General features: G+C 67.7%; 16 protein-coding genes. 9 read left to right on the top strand and 7 right to left on the bottom strand.

Annotated features, from left to right (window positions below):
* The 6 genes from E5198_RS05990 to rpsB form a co-directional block, all read right to left on the bottom strand.
* A partial coding sequence (locus E5198_RS05990; protein ID WP_136489094.1) for a phosphatidate cytidylyltransferase occupies positions 1–634 on the bottom strand: 634 nt, incomplete at its 3' end.
* Positions 628–1,389, bottom strand: coding sequence for a polyprenyl diphosphate synthase (gene uppS / locus E5198_RS05985; RefSeq protein WP_136489093.1), 762 nt, complete (start codon positions 1,387–1,389; stop codon positions 628–630). The genes uppS and E5198_RS05990, both read right to left, overlap by 7 nt.
* A gap of 16 nt (positions 1,390–1,405) precedes the next feature.
* On the bottom strand, positions 1,406–1,963 hold the full coding sequence (gene frr / locus E5198_RS05980) for a ribosome recycling factor (protein ID WP_136489092.1): 558 nt from the start codon (positions 1,961–1,963) through the stop codon (positions 1,406–1,408).
* A 2-nt stretch (positions 1,964–1,965) separates the two neighbouring features.
* Positions 1,966–2,700, bottom strand: a complete 735-nt coding sequence (pyrH, locus tag E5198_RS05975; RefSeq protein ID WP_136489091.1) for a UMP kinase — start codon at positions 2,698–2,700, stop codon at positions 1,966–1,968.
* Between the two features lie 204 nt (positions 2,701–2,904).
* Positions 2,905–3,774 (bottom strand): translation elongation factor Ts, encoded by an 870-nt coding sequence (gene tsf / locus E5198_RS05970; RefSeq protein WP_136489090.1) that lies wholly within the window; start codon positions 3,772–3,774, stop codon positions 2,905–2,907.
* A 124-nt stretch (positions 3,775–3,898) separates the two neighbouring features.
* On the bottom strand, positions 3,899–4,636 hold the full coding sequence (gene rpsB / locus E5198_RS05965) for a 30S ribosomal protein S2 (RefSeq protein ID WP_136489089.1): 738 nt from the start codon (positions 4,634–4,636) through the stop codon (positions 3,899–3,901).
* Positions 4,637–4,890: 254 nt separating this feature from the next.
* Here rpsB and map point away from each other — a divergent pair, with 254 nt between their 5' ends.
* The 8 genes from map (at position 4,891) to E5198_RS05930 (ending at position 12,938) form a co-directional block, all read left to right on the top strand.
* Positions 4,891–5,673, top strand: a complete 783-nt coding sequence (gene map / locus E5198_RS05960; RefSeq protein ID WP_136489088.1) for a type I methionyl aminopeptidase — start codon at positions 4,891–4,893, stop codon at positions 5,671–5,673.
* Between the two features lie 35 nt (positions 5,674–5,708).
* Positions 5,709–8,420: a [protein-PII] uridylyltransferase gene (locus E5198_RS05955; RefSeq protein WP_136489087.1), complete on the top strand. Its 2,712-nt coding sequence runs from the start codon at positions 5,709–5,711 to the stop codon at positions 8,418–8,420.
* Between the two features lie 13 nt (positions 8,421–8,433).
* The gene (gene dapC, locus E5198_RS05950; RefSeq protein ID WP_136489086.1) at positions 8,434–9,636 is read left to right on the top strand and encodes a succinyldiaminopimelate transaminase; all 1,203 of its coding nucleotides are present in this window, start codon (positions 8,434–8,436) and stop codon (positions 9,634–9,636) included.
* On the top strand, positions 9,633–9,803 hold the full coding sequence (locus E5198_RS21470; protein WP_168772485.1) for a hypothetical protein: 171 nt from the start codon (positions 9,633–9,635) through the stop codon (positions 9,801–9,803). The genes dapC and E5198_RS21470 overlap by 4 nt, the downstream gene beginning before the upstream one ends.
* 13 nt (positions 9,804–9,816) lie before the next feature.
* A complete protein-coding gene (locus tag E5198_RS05945; RefSeq protein ID WP_136489085.1) occupies positions 9,817–10,167 on the top strand; it encodes an ArsC family reductase in 351 nt (116 codons plus the stop codon).
* A 36-nt stretch (positions 10,168–10,203) separates the two neighbouring features.
* Positions 10,204–11,238, top strand: coding sequence for a 2,3,4,5-tetrahydropyridine-2,6-dicarboxylate N-succinyltransferase (dapD, locus tag E5198_RS05940; protein ID WP_136489084.1), 1,035 nt, complete (start codon positions 10,204–10,206; stop codon positions 11,236–11,238).
* Between the two features lie 96 nt (positions 11,239–11,334).
* Positions 11,335–12,540 carry an aminotransferase class V-fold PLP-dependent enzyme gene (locus E5198_RS05935; protein ID WP_136489083.1) on the top strand — a complete coding sequence of 402 codons (1,206 nt, stop codon included), beginning with the start codon at positions 11,335–11,337 and terminating at the stop codon, positions 12,538–12,540.
* On the top strand, positions 12,537–12,938 hold the full coding sequence (locus E5198_RS05930; protein ID WP_136489082.1) for a SufE family protein: 402 nt from the start codon (positions 12,537–12,539) through the stop codon (positions 12,936–12,938). Before E5198_RS05935 ends, E5198_RS05930 begins: the two co-directional genes overlap by 4 nt.
* A 57-nt stretch (positions 12,939–12,995) precedes the next feature.
* On the opposite strand, the gene tcdA is transcribed toward E5198_RS05930, so the two are convergent.
* A complete protein-coding gene (gene tcdA, locus E5198_RS05925; RefSeq protein ID WP_136489081.1) occupies positions 12,996–13,805 on the bottom strand; it encodes a tRNA cyclic N6-threonylcarbamoyladenosine(37) synthase TcdA in 810 nt (269 codons plus the stop codon).
* A gap of 201 nt (positions 13,806–14,006) precedes the next feature.
* On the opposite strand from tcdA, the gene E5198_RS05920 reads away from it, so the two are divergent.
* Complete coding sequence (locus tag E5198_RS05920; protein ID WP_136489080.1) at positions 14,007–16,595, top strand: glycosyltransferase; 2,589 nt, start codon at positions 14,007–14,009, stop codon at positions 16,593–16,595.
* Positions 16,596–16,768 lie beyond the last annotated feature (173 nt).

Below are 16,768 nucleotides of genomic sequence, written 5' to 3'. Positions count from 1 at the left end.
CCAGCGCCGCACCGAGCAGCGCCATCATCAGGTCGCGGGCGTCCCAGTCGCGATACAGGCCGACCAGCAGGGTCAACAACAGGCTGCCGGCCAGGCCGCCGTAGAGCCCCTCCCAGCTCTTGCCGGGACTGACCTGCACCGCCAGCTTGCGCCGGCCGAAGCGCCGGCCGCTGAAGTAGGCACCGATGTCGGCCGTCCACACCAGCAGCATCACCGCGAGGATCAGGCTGTTGCCCTGCGGCCAGTGCTTGAGCAGCAGCAGGCCCTGCCAGGCCGGCAGCAGGATCAAGAGGCCGATCACCAGGCGCACCGGCAGCGCCTGCCAGGCCCGGCTGCTGGCCGGATAGGCGAGCACCAGGGCGATGGCCGCCAGCCACCAGAGCACCGCCAGGGCAAGCACCGGCCCGGCCAGCGACGGCAACTGGTAGAGGGCCGCCAGCAGCAGGGCGACCACGCCGGCATAGCCCAGGCGCAGCGGCTGCGCCTCGAAGCCGGCGAGACGCGCCCACTCCCAGGCGCCGGCGCAGACCACCAGGCCGATGAACAGGGCGAACCAGCCACCCTGCAGCAGGAAGAAGCCGCCCAGGGCAACGGGCAGCATGATCAGGGCGGTGATGATGCGCTGCTTCAGCATGTGGGCTTCCGTTGTTCCGCCGCCACCTGCTCGCTGGTCTTGCCGAAGCGTCGCTGGCGACAGGAGAAGTCGGCCAGCGCGGCGCGCATGGCATCGTGTTTGAAGTCCGGCCACAGCAGCTCGGAGAAATACAGCTCGGCGTAGGCCACCTGCCAGAGCAGGAAGTTGCTGATGCGCTGCTCGCCGCCGGTGCGGATGCACAGGTCGACCGGCGGCTGGGTGCCGGTGGCCAGGCAGCGCTGCAGCAGATCGGGAGTGATCTCGTCGACGGCGAGGTGACCGGCGGCCACCTCGCGCGCCAGACGCTGCGCCGCCTGGGTGATGTCCCACTGGCCGCCGTAGTTGGCCGCCACCTGCAGCAGCATGCCGCCGCCTTCGGCGGTCAGCGCCTCGGCCTCGGACATGGCCTTCTGCAGCTCGGGCTGGAAGCGCGTGCGCTCGCCGAGGATACGCAGGCGGATGCCGTTGGCCGCCAGCTTCTTGACCTCGCGGCGCAGGGCCATGAGGAACAGCTCCATCAGCGCGCCGACCTCGTCGGCCGGGCGCTGCCAGTTCTCGCTGGAGAAGGCGAACAGGGTCAGCACCTCGACCTTGGCCTCGGCGCACACCTCGATCACCGCGCGCACCGCATCGACGCCGGCCTTGTGCCCGGCCACGCCGGGCATGAAGCGCTTCTTCGCCCAGCGGTTGTTGCCATCCATGATGATGGCAACGTGGCGCGGCGTACCCGCAGGTGCTTGCATCGTCTTGTCCATGACAGTCATCCGGCCGTCAGACGGCCATCAGGTCGGCTTCCTTGGCCTCGAGGGCCTTCTCGACTTCGCCGACGGCCTTGTCGGTGAGCTTCTGCACCTCGTCGGCGGCACGACGCTCGTCGTCCTCGCTGATCTCCTTCTCCTTGACCAGGTCCTTGAGCTGGGCCAGCGCATCGCGGCGGATGTTGCGGATCGCCACGCGGGCGTTCTCCGCCTCGGCGCGTGCCTGCTTGGTATAGCCCTTGCGGGTTTCCTCGGTCAGCGCCGGCATCGGCACACGGATGGTGGTGCCGGCGGTGGCCGGATTGAGCCCCAGGTCGGAGGTCATGATGGCCTTCTCAACGGCCTGGATCATGCTCTTGTCGAACACGGTCAGGGCCAGGGTGCGCGAATCCTCGGCGACCACGTTGGCCACCTGGCGCAGCGGGGTGTCGGCGCCGTAGTAGGACACCATGACGCTGTCCAGGATGCTCGGGTGGGCGCGGCCGGTGCGGATCTTGGCAAAGGCGTGATCCAGCGAATCCAGCGACTTCTTCATGCGCTCCTGCGCGTCCTTCTTGATCTCGTTGATCATTCTCAACCCTCCTCGACCAGGGTGCCTTCGGCTCCCCCGACAACAATGTTAAGCAAGGCTCCGGGCTTGTTCATGTTGAACACCCGCAGCGGCATCTTGTGATCGCGGCACAGGCAGATGGCGGTCAGGTCCATCACGCCCAGCTTGCGATCGAGCACCTCGTCATAGGTCAGGCGCTCGAATTTCTCGGCATTGGGATCCTTGAACGGATCGGCAGTGTACACGCCATCGACCTTGGTGGCCTTCAGTACTAGATCGGCATCGATCTCGATGGCGCGCAGGCAGGCGGCAGAATCGGTGGTGAAGAACGGATTGCCGGTGCCGGCGGAGAAGATCACCACCTCGCCGCTGTGCAGGTGGCGCATGGCCTTGCGGCGATCATAGTGGTCGGTGACGCCGACCATGGAGATGGCGGACATCACCAGCGCCGGGATGTTCGAGCGCTCCAGGGCGTCGCGCATGGCCAGCGAGTTCATCACCGTGGCGAGCATGCCCATGTGGTCGCCGGTCACCCGGTCCATGCCGGCCGCGCTCAGCGCCGCGCCGCGGAACAGGTTGCCGCCGCCGATGACCAGACCGACCTGCACGCCGATGCCCACCAGTTGGCCGATCTCCAGGGCCATGCGGTCGAGCACCTTGGGATCGATGCCGAAGTCCTCGCTGCCCATCAGCGCTTCACCGCTGAGCTTGAGCAAAATACGTTTGTAGCGGGCTTGGCGACCACTCAGCTGGGCCATACGAATCTCCTGCGGCAGTGTGATGTTGCGAAAAACCGGCTTTTCGCGCTCCGGCGCGGCTTTGACCGCGGCAGAGTGAACCCGTGCCCTCATGGCACCGAAAAACTGCATCCCTGTCTCTTCCCGGCGGCCGAGCCGCCAGCTTGCAAAGAAAAGGCTGCGCGCGGGAGCGGGCAGCCTCTTCTCGGACGACCTCAGGCCATCTTACTGCTGGGTGGCAGCCACCTGGGCAGCAACTTCGGCAGCGAAGTCGACTTCGGCCTTCTCGATGCCCTCACCCACTTCGAAGCGGACGAAGGAAACGATCTCGGCACCGGCCTTCTTGGCCAGCTCGCCGACCTTGACTTCCGGATCCTTGACGAACGGCTGCTCGACCAGGCTGGCCTCGGCGAGGAACTTGGCGATACGGCCCTTGACCATGTTCTCGACGATGTTTTCCGGCTTGCCAGCGATCTTGTCGGCGTTCAGGGCCAGGAAGATTTCCTTTTCCTTGACGATGGCTTCCTCGGAAACCTCGGCAGCGCTCAGGAACTGCGGGTTGCTGGCAGCCACGTGCATGGCGATGTCCTTGGCCAGCTCGGGGTTGCCGCCCTTCAGGGTCACCAGCACGCCGATGCGGTGGCCGTGCAGGTAGGCACCGATCACGTCACCTTCGACGCGGGTCAGGCGACGGATGTTGACGTTCTCGCCGCACTTGGCGACCAGGGCTTCGCGGGCGGACTCGCGGGAGGCGACCAGCGGGGCCACGTCGGTCAGGCCGTTGGCGAAGGCTTCTTCCAGGCTCTCGGCGACGAAGCCCTTGAAGTCGTCCTGCAGGGCCAGGAAGTCGGTCTGCGAGTTGACCTCGATGATCACGGCTGCCTTGTTGTCAGCGGCGACCTTGACGGCGATGGAGCCTTCGGCGGCGATGTTGCCGGCCTTCTTGGCGGCCTTGATGGCGCCGGAAGCGCGCATGTCGTCGATGGCCTTCTCGATGTCGCCGTCGGCGGCGACCAGGGCCTTCTTGCACTCCATCATGCCCTGGCCGGTACGCTCGCGCAGTTCCTTGACCAGTGCTGCAGTAATCTCTGCCATGTTGGGAATCCTCTGAAGAGTTGCTAAACCAGTTCGCCCGGCGGGCCGGGCGGCAATTCGGAAGTGGCAAAAAGGGGGCCTAGCCCCCTTTTTGCGCACCGGATAACGCTTGGCGCGCCTGCGCTCAGCCTTCGGCGGCTTCGGAGGAAGCCTCGGCGGCGAACTCTTCGCCGGTGCCGGCCTTGGCCTTGCCGTTCAGCACGGCATCGGCCATCGAGCCCAGGTACAGCTGCACGGCGCGGATGGCGTCGTCGTTACCCGGGATGATGTAGTCCACGCCTTCCGGGCTGCTGTTGGTATCGACCACGCCGATGACCGGGATGCCCAGCTTGTTGGCTTCGGTGATGGCGATGCGCTCGTGGTCGACGTCGATCACGAACAGCGCGTCCGGCAGACCGCCCATGTCCTTGATACCACCCAGGCTGCGCTCCAGCTTCTCCAGGTCGCGCGAACGCATCAGCGCTTCCTTCTTGGTCAGCTTCTCGAAGGTGCCGTCCTGGGACTGGGTTTCCAGCTCGCGCAGACGCTTGATGGAAGCGCGAATGGTCTTGTAGTTGGTCAGCATACCGCCCAGCCAGCGGTGATCGACGAACGGCATACCGGCGCGGGTAGCTTCTTCGCGGACGATCTTGCCAGCGGAGCGCTTGGTGCCGACGAACAGGATCTTGTTCTTGCCGGCAGCCAGCTTCTCAACGAAGCTCAGGGCTTCGTTGAACATCGGCAGGGTTTTTTCGAGGTTGATGATGTGAATCTTGTTGCGCGCGCCGAAGATGTACTTGCCCATCTTCGGGTTCCAGTAACGGGTCTGGTGACCGAAGTGGCAGCCGGCCTTGAGCATATCGCGCATGTTGACTTGGGACATTTCTATTCCTCGATAAGTCGGGTTGAGCCTCCACGCATCCCAAAATCCAACCCTTGCGGGCACCCAGGATAATTGTGTCGATGCGTGTGTGGTTTCGTTGCCTTTCCGGGACCACCCCGAAAAGCGCGGCGCTTTATACCATACCTGCGCGCTCGGCGAAACCCGTGCGCACGTCCCGCAGCGTGCGCCGGCTCTGTTAGAATGACAGTCTTTCCTGTTTATATAGGCAGGCGCAGCCGCGCCAGAGAGAGCTGATGACCGTCACCATCAAGACCCCCGGGGAAATCGAGAAAATGCGCGTGGCCGGCCGCCTGGCCGCCGAGGTGCTGGAAATGATCGAGCCGCACGTCAAGGCCGGGGTCACCACAGACGAACTCAACCGCCTCTGCCACGACTACATCGTCGACGTGCAGCAGGCCATCCCGGCGCCGCTCAACTACAAGGGCTTCCCCAAGTCGATCTGCACCTCGCTCAACCACGTGGTCTGCCACGGCATCCCCAACGACAAGCCGCTCAAGGATGGCGACATCCTCAACATCGACATCACGGTGATCAAGGACGGCTACTTCGGCGATACCAGCAAGATGTTCATGGTCGGCAAGGTGCCGGAGTGGGCCACCCGCCTGTGCCAGATCACCCAGGAGTGCCTGTACAAGGGCATCTCGGTGGTGCGTCCGGGCGCACGCCTGGGCGACATCGGCGAGATCATCCAGAAGCACGCCGAGAAGAACGGCTACTCGGTGGTGCGCGAGTACTGCGGTCACGGCATCGGCAACGTGTTCCACGAGGAGCCGCAGGTGCTGCACTACGGTCGCGCCGGCACCGGCCTGGAACTGAAGGCCGGGATGACCTTCACCATCGAGCCGATGATCAACCAGGGCCGCCACGAGACCCGCCTGCTCGGCGACGGCTGGACGGCGATCACCAAGGACCGCAAGCTGTCCGCCCAGTACGAGCACACCATCCTGGTGACCGACAGCGGCTGCGAGATCCTCACCCTGCGCAGCGACGACACCATCGCCCGCTGCCTGCCCTGAGCCCCAGCCCCACCCCGATGAATGGAGATCGCCCGATGCCCTCGATGGATGCGGACCTCGAACTGTTCGACCGCGGCCAGTTCCAGGCCGAACTGGCGCTGAAGAGCAGCCCGATTCCCGCCTTCAAGAAGGCCATCCGCAAGGCCTGCGAGGTGCTCGACGGGCGCTTCTCCGCCAGCTGCGACATCCGCGCGCTGATCACCGGGCGCGCCTGGTTCGTCGACCAGATCCTCGGCGAGGCCTGGGCGCGCTTCGACTGGGGCGACGACGACAGCGTGGCGCTGGTGGCGGTCGGCGGCTACGGCCGCGGCGAGCTGCACCCGCACTCGGACATCGACCTCCTGATCCTCCTCGACGGCGCCCAGCACGAGCGCCTGCGCGCACCGATCGAGGGCTTCCTCACCCTGCTGTGGGACATCGGCCTGGAGATCGGCCAGAGCGTGCGCTCGGTGGAGGAATGCGCCAGCGAGGCGCGCGCCGACCTGACGGTGATCACCAACCTGATGGAAAGCCGCACCATCGCCGGCCCCGACAGCCTGCGCCAGCGCATGCGCGCCGCCACCGGCACCCAGTACATGTGGCCGGCCCGCGAGTTCTTCCTCGCCAAGCGCGCCGAACAGCGCGCCCGCCACGCCAAGTACAACGACACCGAGTACAACCTCGAGCCCAACGTCAAGGGCTCGCCGGGCGGCCTGCGCGACCTGCAGCACATCCTCTGGGTGACCTGCCGCCAGTACGGCTCCCTGACCCTGGAGACCCTGGTCACCCACGGCCTGCTGACCCAGGGCGAGCACGAACTGCTGAGCGCCGGGCAGACCTTCCTGTGGAAGGTGCGCTACGCCCTGCACATGATCACCGGCCGCGCCGAGGACCGCCTGCTGTTCGACCACCAGCGCCGCCTGGCCGGCCTGTTCGGCTTCGAGACCAGCGACACCAAGCTGGCGGTCGAGCAGTTCATGCAGAAATACTACCGCATGGTGATGGCCACCGCCGAGCTGAGCGACCTGGTCAACCAGATCCTCGAGGAGCTGCTGCTCGAACAGCCCGGGGCCGAGCCGCCGCGCCAGCTCAACGCGCGCTTCCAGGTGCGCGACGGCTTCATCGAGGCGATCCACCCCAACGTGTTCAAGCGCAGCCCCAGCGCGATCCTCGAGGTGTTCGTGCTGATGGCCCAGCACCCGGAGATCCGCGGCGTGCGCTCGCAGACCATCCGCCTGCTGCGCGACCACCGCCACCTGATCGACGACCGCTTCCGCAACGACATCCGCAACACCAGCCTGTTCGTCGAGCTGTTCAAGTCCCACGAGGGCATCCACCGCAACCTGCGGCGGATGAACCGCTACGGCATCCTCGGCCGCTACGTGCCGGAGTTCGGCCACATCATCGGCCAGATGCAGCACGACCTGTTCCACATCTACACGGTCGACGCGCACACCCTCAACCTGATCAAGCACCTGCGCAAGCTCGACCGCCCGGAGCTGGCGGAGAAGTTCCCGCTGGCCAGCGAGCTGATGGCCAAGCTGCCCAAGCCCGAGCTGGTGTACTTCGCCGGGCTGTTCCACGACATCGCCAAGGGCCGCGGCGGCGACCACTCCGAGCTGGGCGCCCAGGACGCGCTGGCCTTCTGCGCCCGCCACCACCTGCCGCCGTGGGACAGCCGGCTGATCGCCTGGCTGGTGAAGAACCACCTGGTGATGTCGACCACCGCGCAGCGCAAGGACATCTCCGACCCGCAGGTGATCAACGACTTCGCGCGCACCGTGGGCGACCAGACCCACCTCGACTACCTGTACGTGCTGACCGTGGCCGACATCAACGCCACCAACCCGACGCTGTGGAACTCCTGGCGCGCCTCGCTGCTGCGCCAGCTGTACGCCGAGACCAAGCGCGCCCTGCGCCGCGGCCTGGAGAACCCGATCGACCGCGAGGAGCGCATCCGCGAGAACCAGCACGCCGCCCTCGACCTGCTGCGCAGCCGCGGCGAGGTCGACAGCGACGCCGCCGAGCAGCTGTGGACCCAGCTGGGCGACGACTACTTCCTGCGCCACGGCCCCGAGGACATCGCCTGGCACGCCGAAGCGATCCTCCAGCATCCCCACGACGGCGCGCCGCTGGTGCTGATCAAGGAAACCACCGAACGCGAGTTCGAGGGCGGCACGCAGATCTTCATCTACGCTCCCGACCAGCACGACTTCTTCGCGGTGACCGTGGCGGCCATGGACCAGCTCAACCTGAACATCCAGGACGCGCGCATCCTCACCTCGACCAGCCAGTTCACCCTCGACACCTACGTGGTGCTGGACGCCGACGGCGGCTCGATCGGCGACGACCCGCAGCGCATCGAGGAGATCCGCCAGGGCCTGGTCGACGCGCTGAAGAACCCGCAGGACTACAGCAGCATCATCAAGCGCCGGGTGCCGCGCCAGCTGAAGAGCTTCGGCTTCGCCCCGCAGGTGACCATCCACACCGACGCCCAGCGCCCGCTGAGCATCATCGAGGTGATCGCCCCCGACCGCCCGGGCCTGCTGGCCCGGGTCGGACAGATCTTCCTCGACTTCGATCTGTCGGTGCAGAACGCCAAGATCGCCACCCTCGGCGAGCGCGTGGAGGACGTGTTCTTCGTCACCGACGCCCACAACCAGCCGCTGGCCGACCCGGAGCTCTGCGCCCGCCTGCAGGAATCCCTGGTCCGCCAGCTCTCCGACACCCCGGACAGCCTGACCACGCCGTCGCGCATCCGCTTCTGAACAGGAACCCCTGATGAACCGAGCCCTCGACCTCCTGCAGCCCTATCCGTTCGAAAAGCTGCGCGCGCTGCTGGCCGGCGCCCAGCCGCCGGCTGACAAGAAGCCGATCGCCCTGTCCATCGGCGAACCCAAGCACCGCTCGCCGGAGTTCGTCGCCCAGGCGCTGGCGAGCAACCTCGACCAGCTCGCCACCTACCCGACCACCCTCGGCCTGCCGGCCCTGCGCGAGTCCATCGCCGCCTGGTGCGAGCGCCGCTTCGGCGTGCCGGCCGGCTGGCTGGACGCCGCCCGCCACGTGCTGCCGGTCAACGGCACCCGCGAGGCGCTGTTCGCCTTCACCCAGGCCGTGGTCAACCGCGAGCCGGGCGCCCTGGTGGTCAGCCCCAACCCGTTCTACCAGATCTACGAAGGCGCCACCCTGCTGGCCGGCGCCCAGCCGCACTACCTGCCGTGCCTGGAAGACAACGGCTTCAACCCGGACTTCGACGCCGTGCCGGCCGAGGTCTGGCAGCGCTGCCAGATCCTGTTCATCTGCTCGCCGGGCAACCCCACCGGCGCCCTGGTGCCCATGGACACCCTGAAGCAGCTGATCGCCCTGGCCGACGAGAACGACTTCGTGATCGCCGCCGACGAGTGCTACAGCGAGCTGTACTTCGACGAGGACAACCCGCCGCCCGGCCTGCTCACCGCCTGCGCCGAACTGGGCCGCCAGGACTTCAAGCGCTGCGTGGTGTTCCACAGCCTGTCCAAGCGCTCCAACCTGCCGGGCCTGCGCTCGGGCTTCGTCGCCGGCGACGCCGAGATCCTCAAGCCGTTCCTGCTCTATCGCACCTACCACGGCTGCGCCATGCCGGTGCAGACCCAGCTGGCCAGCATCGCCGCGTGGAACGACGAGGAGCACGTGCGCGCCAACCGCGACCTGTACCGCGCCAAGTTCGCCGCGGTGCTGGAAGTACTTGACGGCGTGCTCGACGTGCAGCGCCCGGACGGCGGCTTCTACCTGTGGGCCAGGACCCCGGTGGCCGACACCACCTTCACCCGCGATCTGTTCGAGCGCGAGCACGTCACCGTGGTGCCCGGCTCCTACCTGTCGCGCGAAGTGGACGGCGTCAACCCGGGCGCCAACCGCGTGCGCATGGCGCTGGTCGCCCCGCTGGCCGAGTGCGTCGAGGCCGCCCGGCGCATCCGCGCCTACCTGGAGTCTCGCCAGGGATGATGGACAATCCGCTCAACGTGATGACCGCGCTGATCGCCGCCGGCATGCTGCTGCTCTGCGTCGGCTACACCCGCCGCGACAGCGATGCCGGCGTGGCCGTGCTGGCCACCGGCGTGCTGGTGATGCTGTCGTCGCTGTTCTACCGCCTGTACCTGGCCTTCGCCTGACCCGGAGCCCGCCATGACCGAACTGTGCCTGTACGGCATCAAGGCCTGCGACACCATGAAGAAGGCCCGCACCTGGCTCGACGAGCAGGGCGTCGCCTATCGCTTCCACGACTACAAGGCCGCCGGCATCGACCGCGCCAGCCTGGAAAGGTGGTGCGCCGAGCACGGCTGGGACAAGGTCCTCAACCGCGCCGGCACCACCTTCCGCAAGCTCGCCGACGAGCAGAAGGCCGATCTCGACCAGAACCGCGCCATCGAGCTGATGCTGGCGCAGCCGTCGATGATCAAGCGCCCGGTGCTCGACCTCGGCGACCGTACCCTGCTCGGCTTCAAGCCGGAACTCTACGCCGCCGCGCTCGCCTGAGCCGGCCGCCCGCAACTCTCGAAAGGAAACATCCGCATGTCGCAGAATCTCTACAGCATCGCCTTCGGCGTCGGCACCCAGAACCGCCAGGGCGCCTGGCTGGAAGTCTTCTACGCCCAGCCGCTGCTGGCTCCGGCCGCCGAACTGGTCGCCGCGACCACCGCCACCCTCGGCTACGAAGGCGGCAACCAGACCATCGCCATGACCAACCACCAGGCCCACGACCTGGCCGGCGCACTCAAGGGCATCGACGCTACCCAGGCCGCCCTGCTGACCCGCCTGGCCGAGAGCCGCAAGCCGCTGGTCGCTGTGCTGCTGGCCGAGGATGCCGCCCCGGCGACCACCCCGGAGGCCTACCTCAAGCTGCACCTGCTGTCCCACCGCCTGGTCAAGCCGCACGGTACCAGCCTGGCCGGCATCTTCCCGCTGCTGCCCAACGTGGCCTGGACCAACGAGGGCGCCGTCGACCTGGCCGAGCTGGCCGAGCGCCAGCTGGAAGCGCGCCTGAAGGGCGAGCTGCTGGAAGTGTTCTCGGTGGACAAGTTCCCGAAGATGACCGACTACGTGGTGCCGAGCGGCGTACGCATCGCCGATACCGCCCGCGTGCGCCTGGGTGCCTACATCGGCGAAGGCACCACCATCATGCACGAGGGCTTCGTCAACTTTAACGCCGGCACCGCCGGCCCGGGCATGATCGAAGGCCGCGTCTCCGCCGGCGTGTTCGTCGGCAAGGGCTCGGACCTGGGCGGCGGCTGCTCGACCATGGGCACCCTGTCCGGCGGCGGCAACATCGTCATCTCCGTGGGCGAAGGCTGCCTGATCGGCGCCAACGCCGGCATCGGCATCCCGCTGGGCGACCGCTGCACCGTGGAGTCCGGCCTGTACATCACCGCCGGCACCAAGGTCGCCGTGCTCGACGAGCAGAACCAGCTGGTGGAAGTGGTCAAGGCGCGCGATATCGCCGGGCAGAACGACCTGCTGCTGCGCCGCAACTCGCAGACCGGCGCGGTCGAGTGCAAGACCAACAAGACCGCGATCGAGCTCAACGAGATGCTGCACGCGCACAACTAAGCAGCTCGCCGTAGGGTGCGCCGTGCGCACCAGCCAGCCACCGCCATGCGGTGCGCGTGGCGCACCCTACCGGGACCGCCCCTGACAGGAGCCACCATGTCCCTGCCTTCTCCCTGGCGTGCCGACTTCCCGGCCTTCGCCGCCTTCACCGCCAGCGCCCAGACCTACCTCGACAGCGCCGCCACCGCGCAGAAGCCGCAGGCCGTGCTGGATGCCCTGCTCGACCACTACGCCGGCGGCGCCGCCAACGTGCACCGCGCCCAGCACGCCCCGGGCGAGCGGGCCACCCTGGCCTTCGAGGGCGCCCGCAGCAAGGTCGCCCAGTGGCTGAACGCGCAGAGCACGGACGAAATCGTCTTCACCCGCGGCACCACCGAAGGTATCAACCTGCTGGCCTACGGCCTCGAGCACCTGTTCACGGCCGGTGACGAGATCGCCGTCAGCGCCCTCGAGCACCACGCCAACCTGCTGCCCTGGCAGCAACTGGCGCTGCGCCGCAACCTGAAACTGGTGGTGCTGCCGCTGGATGGCGCCGGCGACGTCGACCTGGAGCAGGCCGCCACCCTGATCGGCCCGCGCACCCGCCTGCTGGCGGTCAGCCAGCTGTCCAACGTGCTCGGCCGCTGGCAGCCGCTGGAGCGCCTGCTGGCCCTGGCCCGCGCCCAGGACGCCCTGACCGTGGTCGACGGCGCCCAGGGCGTGGTCCACGGCCGCCACGACGTGCAGGCGCTGGGCTGCGACTTCTACCTGTTCTCCGGGCACAAGCTGTACGCCCCGGACGGCATCGGCGTGCTCTACGGCCGCCGCCGCGCCCTCGCCCGCCTGCAGCACTGGCAGTTCGGCGGCGAGATGGTGCAGTTCGCCGACTACCACGAAGCCCACTTCCGTGCGCCGCCGCTGGGCTTCGAGGCCGGCACCCCGCCGATCGCCGCCGCCATCGGCCTGGGCGCCGCGCTCGACTACCTGAACGCCCAGGACGAGCGGGCCATCGCCACCCACGAAGCCACCCTGCACCAGCGCCTGCTCAAGGGCCTGCGCCGCTTCGACGGCCTGCACCTGCTCAGCGAGCCGCACACCGCGCTGGCCAGCTTCGTGGTCGAGGGCGTGCACAACGCCGACCTCTCGCACCTGCTCGGCGAGCAGGGCATCGCCGTGCGCGCCGGCCAGCACTGCGCCATGCCGCTGCTGCGTCGCCTCGGCATGCCCGGCGCGGTGCGCGTGTCGCTCGGCCTGTACAGCGAGGGCGACGATCTGGAGCGCTTCTTCGCCGCCCTAAACCACGCCCTGGAGCTGCTGCGATGAACCTGCCCCTGGCCGCCCGCGAGGCGCTGGACGCCTTCGCCGTCTGCCCCGGCTGGGAGCAGCGCGCGCGCCTGCTGATGCAGTGGGGCGAACGCCTGGAGCCGCTGAGCGAAGAGGAACGCTGCGAGAGCAACCGCGTGCACGGCTGCGAAAGCACGGTGTGGCTGGTACCCGGCCATGACGGTGAACGCCTACAGATACGCGCCAGCAGCGACGCGCGCCTGCTGCGCGGCCTGCTGGCCCTGCTGCTGCTGCGGGTCAACGGCCTCACCGCCGCCGAGCTGGCCGAGGTGGACGTGGCCGACTGGTTCAATCGGCTCGGCCTGGCGCGCCAGCTGTCGCCCTCGCGCAGCAACGGGCTGAATGCGGTGCTCACGCGGATCCGCCAACTGGCGTAGGGTGCGCCGCGCGCACCGTCCTTCACCGCCCGGGTTCGATGGTGCGCATGGCGCACCCTACTCGGCTGCCTTACGCTCCGCCGGGCGGCGCGCACCGGCCACCAGCTTGTCGACCAGCCTCGCCGCGGCGACCAGGCCGAAGGTGGCGGTGACCATCATCACCGCACCGAAGCCGCCGGCGCAGTCCAGGCGCACGCCCTCGCCGACGAAACCCTTGGCCTGGCATACGCTGCCGTCCGGCTTGGGGTAGCGCAGCTGTTCGCTGGAGAACACGCAGGGCACGCTGTAGGTGCGTCCCGGCGTGCGCGAGAAGTTGTAGTCGCGGCGCAGGGTCGAGCGCACCTTGGCCGCCAGCGGATCGTTGAAGGTCTTGTTGAGGTCGGCGACCTGGATCTGCGTCGGGTCGATCTGCCCGCCGGCGCCGCCGGTGGTGACGATCTGGATCTTGCGCCGTTTGCACCAGGCGATCAGCGCCGCCTTGGCCGCCACGCTGTCGATGCAGTCGATCACCCCGTCGAGCTGCTCGGTGATGTACTCGGCCATGGTCTCACGGGTGACGAAGTCGGCCACCGCGTGCACCGTGCAGTCCGGATTGATGGCACGGATGCGCTCGGCCATCGCCTCGACCTTGGCCCGGCCGATGTTGCCGGCGTGGGCGTGGATCTGCCGGTTGGTGTTGGTCACGCAGACGTCGTCGAGGTCGAACAGCGAGATCTCGCCCACCCCGCTGCGCGCCAGCGCCTCGGCGGCCCAGGAACCCACGCCGCCGATGCCGACCACCGCCACATGAGCCGCGGCCAGGCGCTCGAGGCCAAGGCGGCCGTACAGGCGGGCAATGCCGCCAAAACGCTGCTCGTCGATCTGCATGACACCCCCGGAAAAATGCGTGGCGCATTATAAGTTCGTCACTCCGCCGGCGCCCAGCGAACCGGCGTGCGATAACGCTGTCATATTGGCAGTACGGACGCCGGCACCGCCCCTGTACAGCCCACGGGGCACAGAGTAGGATGCGCGCGCGTCGGTGTCCGCCGGCCTTTCCCCTGTTCCTCTTCCTGGAACCCTGCATACATGTCTGCTCGCAAATTGGGTCTCAACCTGGTCATGGTCGTGGCCGTGGCTTCCCTGTTCACCGGCCTGTGGGCCTGGTTCAACCAACCACTGCAAGCCCCGGACTGGCCCGACCAGATCTCCGGCTTCTCCTACGCCCCGTTCCGCCTGCACCAGAACCCGCAGGAGAACACCTATCCGAGCGAGGACGAGGTCCGCGCCGACCTCGAGCTGCTGAGCAGTCAGACCGACAACATCCGTACCTACTCGGTCGACGGCATACAGGCCGAGATCCCGCGCCTGGCCGAGGAGGCCGGCCTGCGCGTGACCCTGGGGATCTGGCTGAGCAACGACGAGGCGGCCAACGAGTCGCAGATCGAGCGCGGCATCGAGATCGCCAAGCGCGAGCGCAGCGTGGTGCGCGTGGTGGTCGGCAACGAGGCCCTGTTCCGCGAGGAAGTCACCCCCGAACAGCTGATCGGCTACCTCGACCGGGTGCGCGGCGCGCTCAAGGTGCCGGTGACCACCGCCGAGCAGTGGCACATCTGGCAGAAGTACCCGGAGCTGGCCAAGCACGTCGACCTGATCGCCGCCCACGTGCTGCCCTACTGGGAGTTCGTGCCGCAGGAGGACTCGGTCGATTTCGTCCTCGAGCGCGCCCGCGAACTGAAGAAGATGTTCCCGAAGAAGCCGCTGCTGCTGGGCGAGGTCGGCTGGCCAAGCAACGGCCGCACCCGCGGTGGCGCCCAGGCCACCCAGGCCGACCAGGCCATCTACCTGCGCACCCTGGTCAACAAGCTGAACGCCAAAGGCTACAACTACTTCGTCATCGAGGCCTTCGACCAGCCGTGGAAGGCTGGCGACGAAGGCTCGGTGGGCGCCTACTGGGGCGTCTACAACGCCGAGCGCCAGCCCAAGTTCCCGTTCGCCGGCCCGGTGGTGGAAATCCCCCAGTGGCGCCTGCTGGCCACCGCCTCGGGCGTGCTCGCCCTGCTCGCCCTCGCCCTGCTGCTGATCGACGGCAGCGCCCTGCGCCAGCGCGGCCGCACCTTCCTGACCATAGTCGCGTTCCTCGCCGCCACCATGCTGGTGTGGATCGCCTACGACTACAGCCAGCAGTACAGCAACTGGTTCAGCACCCTGGTCGGCATCCTGCTGGCCATCGGCGCCCTCGGCGTGATGATCGTGCTGCTCACCGAAGCCCACGAGCTGGCCGAAACCGTGTGGAAGCACCAGCGCGTGCGGCCCTTCCCGCCGGTCACCGACGAGCATGCCTACCGGCCCAAGGTGTCGATCCACGTGCCCTGCTACAACGAGCCGCCGGAGATGGTCAAGCAGACCCTCAACGCGCTGGCGCGCCTCGACTACCCGGACTTCGAGGTCCTGGTGATCGACAACAACACCAAGGACCCGGCGGTCTGGGAGCCGGTGCAGGCCCACTGCGAAACCCTCGGCCCGCGCTTCCGCTTCTTCCACGTCGCGCCCCTGGCCGGCTTCAAGGGCGGCGCGCTCAACTACATCCTCGGCCATACCGCGCCCGACGCCGAGGTGATCGCGGTGATCGACTCCGACTACTGCGTCGAGCCCGACTGGCTCAAGCACATGGTCCCGCACTTCGCCGATCCGGAGATCGCCGTGGTGCAGTCGCCGCAGGACTACCGCGACCAGAACGAATCGCTGTTCAAGAAGCTGTGCTACGCCGAGTACAAGGGCTTCTTCCACATCGGCATGGTGACCCGCAACGACCGCGACGCGATCATCCAGCATGGCACCATGACCATGACCCGCCGCAGCGTGCTCGACGAACTCGGCTGGGCCGACTGGTGCATCACCGAGGACGCCGAGCTGGGCCTGCGCGTGTTCGAGAAGGGCCTGTCGGCCGCCTACTCCGAGCAGAGCTACGGCAAGGGCCTGATGCCCGACACCTTCATCGACTTCAAGAAGCAGCGCTTCCGCTGGGCCTATGGCGCCATCCAGATCATGAAGCGGCACATGGCCAGCCTGTTCTTCGGCAAGGACAGCGAACTGACCCGCGGCCAGCGCTACCACTTCATCGCCGGCTGGTTGCCGTGGATCGCCGACGGCCTGAACATCTTCTTCACCATCGGCGCCCTGTTGTGGTCGGCGGCGATGATCATCGTGCCGCACCGGGTCGACCCGCCGCTGATGATCTTCGCCATCCCGCCGCTGGCACTGTTCATGTTCAAGCTGGGCAAGATCCTGTTCCTCTACCGCCGCGCGGTCGGCGTGAACATGAAGGACGCCTGCGCCGCCGCGGTGGCCGGCCTCGCGCTGTCGCACACCATCGCCAAGGCGGTGCTGTTCGGCTTCGTCACCAGCAGCATCCCGTTCTTCCGCACGCCGAAGATGCGCAGCAACCACGGCCTGCTGCTGGCCCTGGCGGAAGCGCGCGAGGAGGTGTTCGTCATGCTGCTGCTGTGGGCGGCGGCCCTCGGCATCTCGCTGACCCAGCCGCTGCCGGGCGTCGACGTGTTCTTCTGGGTCACCGTGCTGCTGGTGCAGTCGCTGCCCTACCTGGCCGCCCTGGTCATGGCCCTGCTGTCCTCGCTGCCCAGGCCCGAGCCGCGCGCCGACGAGGTGCCGGCCTGACGTCCCTGGAGGCCGGCATGGGCGGACTCATTCGCCCATGCCGGCCTCCAGGCGAATGAACTCGCCCCTGCGAGCAGCACGGCCCCCGGCCTTCCCCGACAACGGCGCTCAGAAATGGCGCCGTTTTCCTTTACCATAGGCGCTTTCGATCTTTCGCCGTTTGCGGAGCCTGC

The sequence above is a fragment of the Pseudomonas sp. A-1 genome (genome assembly GCF_004801855.1).
GTDB lineage: Bacteria > Pseudomonadota > Gammaproteobacteria > Pseudomonadales > Pseudomonadaceae > Geopseudomonas.
Note: the sequence above shows the minus strand (reverse complement) of the source record. Positions and strands in the feature narration are given on the sequence as shown.

Excerpts from the sequence above, each read along its gene's own strand:
- E5198_RS05945 (WP_136489085.1), top strand. The coding sequence starts at position 9,817 with ATGACCGAACTGTGCCTGTACGGCATCAAGGCCTGCGACACCATGAAG.
- E5198_RS21470 (WP_168772485.1), top strand. The coding sequence starts at position 9,633 with ATGATGGACAATCCGCTCAACGTGATGACCGCGCTGATCGCCGCCGGC.
- E5198_RS05930 (WP_136489082.1), top strand. The coding sequence starts at position 12,537 with ATGAACCTGCCCCTGGCCGCCCGCGAGGCGCTGGACGCCTTCGCCGTC.
- map (WP_136489088.1), top strand. The coding sequence starts at position 4,891 with ATGACCGTCACCATCAAGACCCCCGGGGAAATCGAGAAAATGCGCGTG.
- tcdA (WP_136489081.1), bottom strand. The coding sequence starts at position 13,805 with ATGCAGATCGACGAGCAGCGTTTTGGCGGCATTGCCCGCCTGTACGGC.
- E5198_RS05955 (WP_136489087.1), top strand. The coding sequence starts at position 5,709 with ATGCCCTCGATGGATGCGGACCTCGAACTGTTCGACCGCGGCCAGTTC.
- E5198_RS05935 (WP_136489083.1), top strand. The coding sequence starts at position 11,335 with ATGTCCCTGCCTTCTCCCTGGCGTGCCGACTTCCCGGCCTTCGCCGCC.
- dapC (WP_136489086.1), top strand. The coding sequence starts at position 8,434 with ATGAACCGAGCCCTCGACCTCCTGCAGCCCTATCCGTTCGAAAAGCTG.
- dapD (WP_136489084.1), top strand. The coding sequence starts at position 10,204 with ATGTCGCAGAATCTCTACAGCATCGCCTTCGGCGTCGGCACCCAGAAC.
- frr (WP_136489092.1), bottom strand. The coding sequence starts at position 1,963 with ATGATCAACGAGATCAAGAAGGACGCGCAGGAGCGCATGAAGAAGTCG.
- E5198_RS05920 (WP_136489080.1), top strand. The coding sequence starts at position 14,007 with ATGTCTGCTCGCAAATTGGGTCTCAACCTGGTCATGGTCGTGGCCGTG.
- pyrH (WP_136489091.1), bottom strand. The coding sequence starts at position 2,700 with ATGGCCCAGCTGAGTGGTCGCCAAGCCCGCTACAAACGTATTTTGCTC.
- tsf (WP_136489090.1), bottom strand. The coding sequence starts at position 3,774 with ATGGCAGAGATTACTGCAGCACTGGTCAAGGAACTGCGCGAGCGTACC.
- rpsB (WP_136489089.1), bottom strand. The coding sequence starts at position 4,636 with ATGTCCCAAGTCAACATGCGCGATATGCTCAAGGCCGGCTGCCACTTC.
- uppS (WP_136489093.1), bottom strand. The coding sequence starts at position 1,389 with ATGGACAAGACGATGCAAGCACCTGCGGGTACGCCGCGCCACGTTGCC.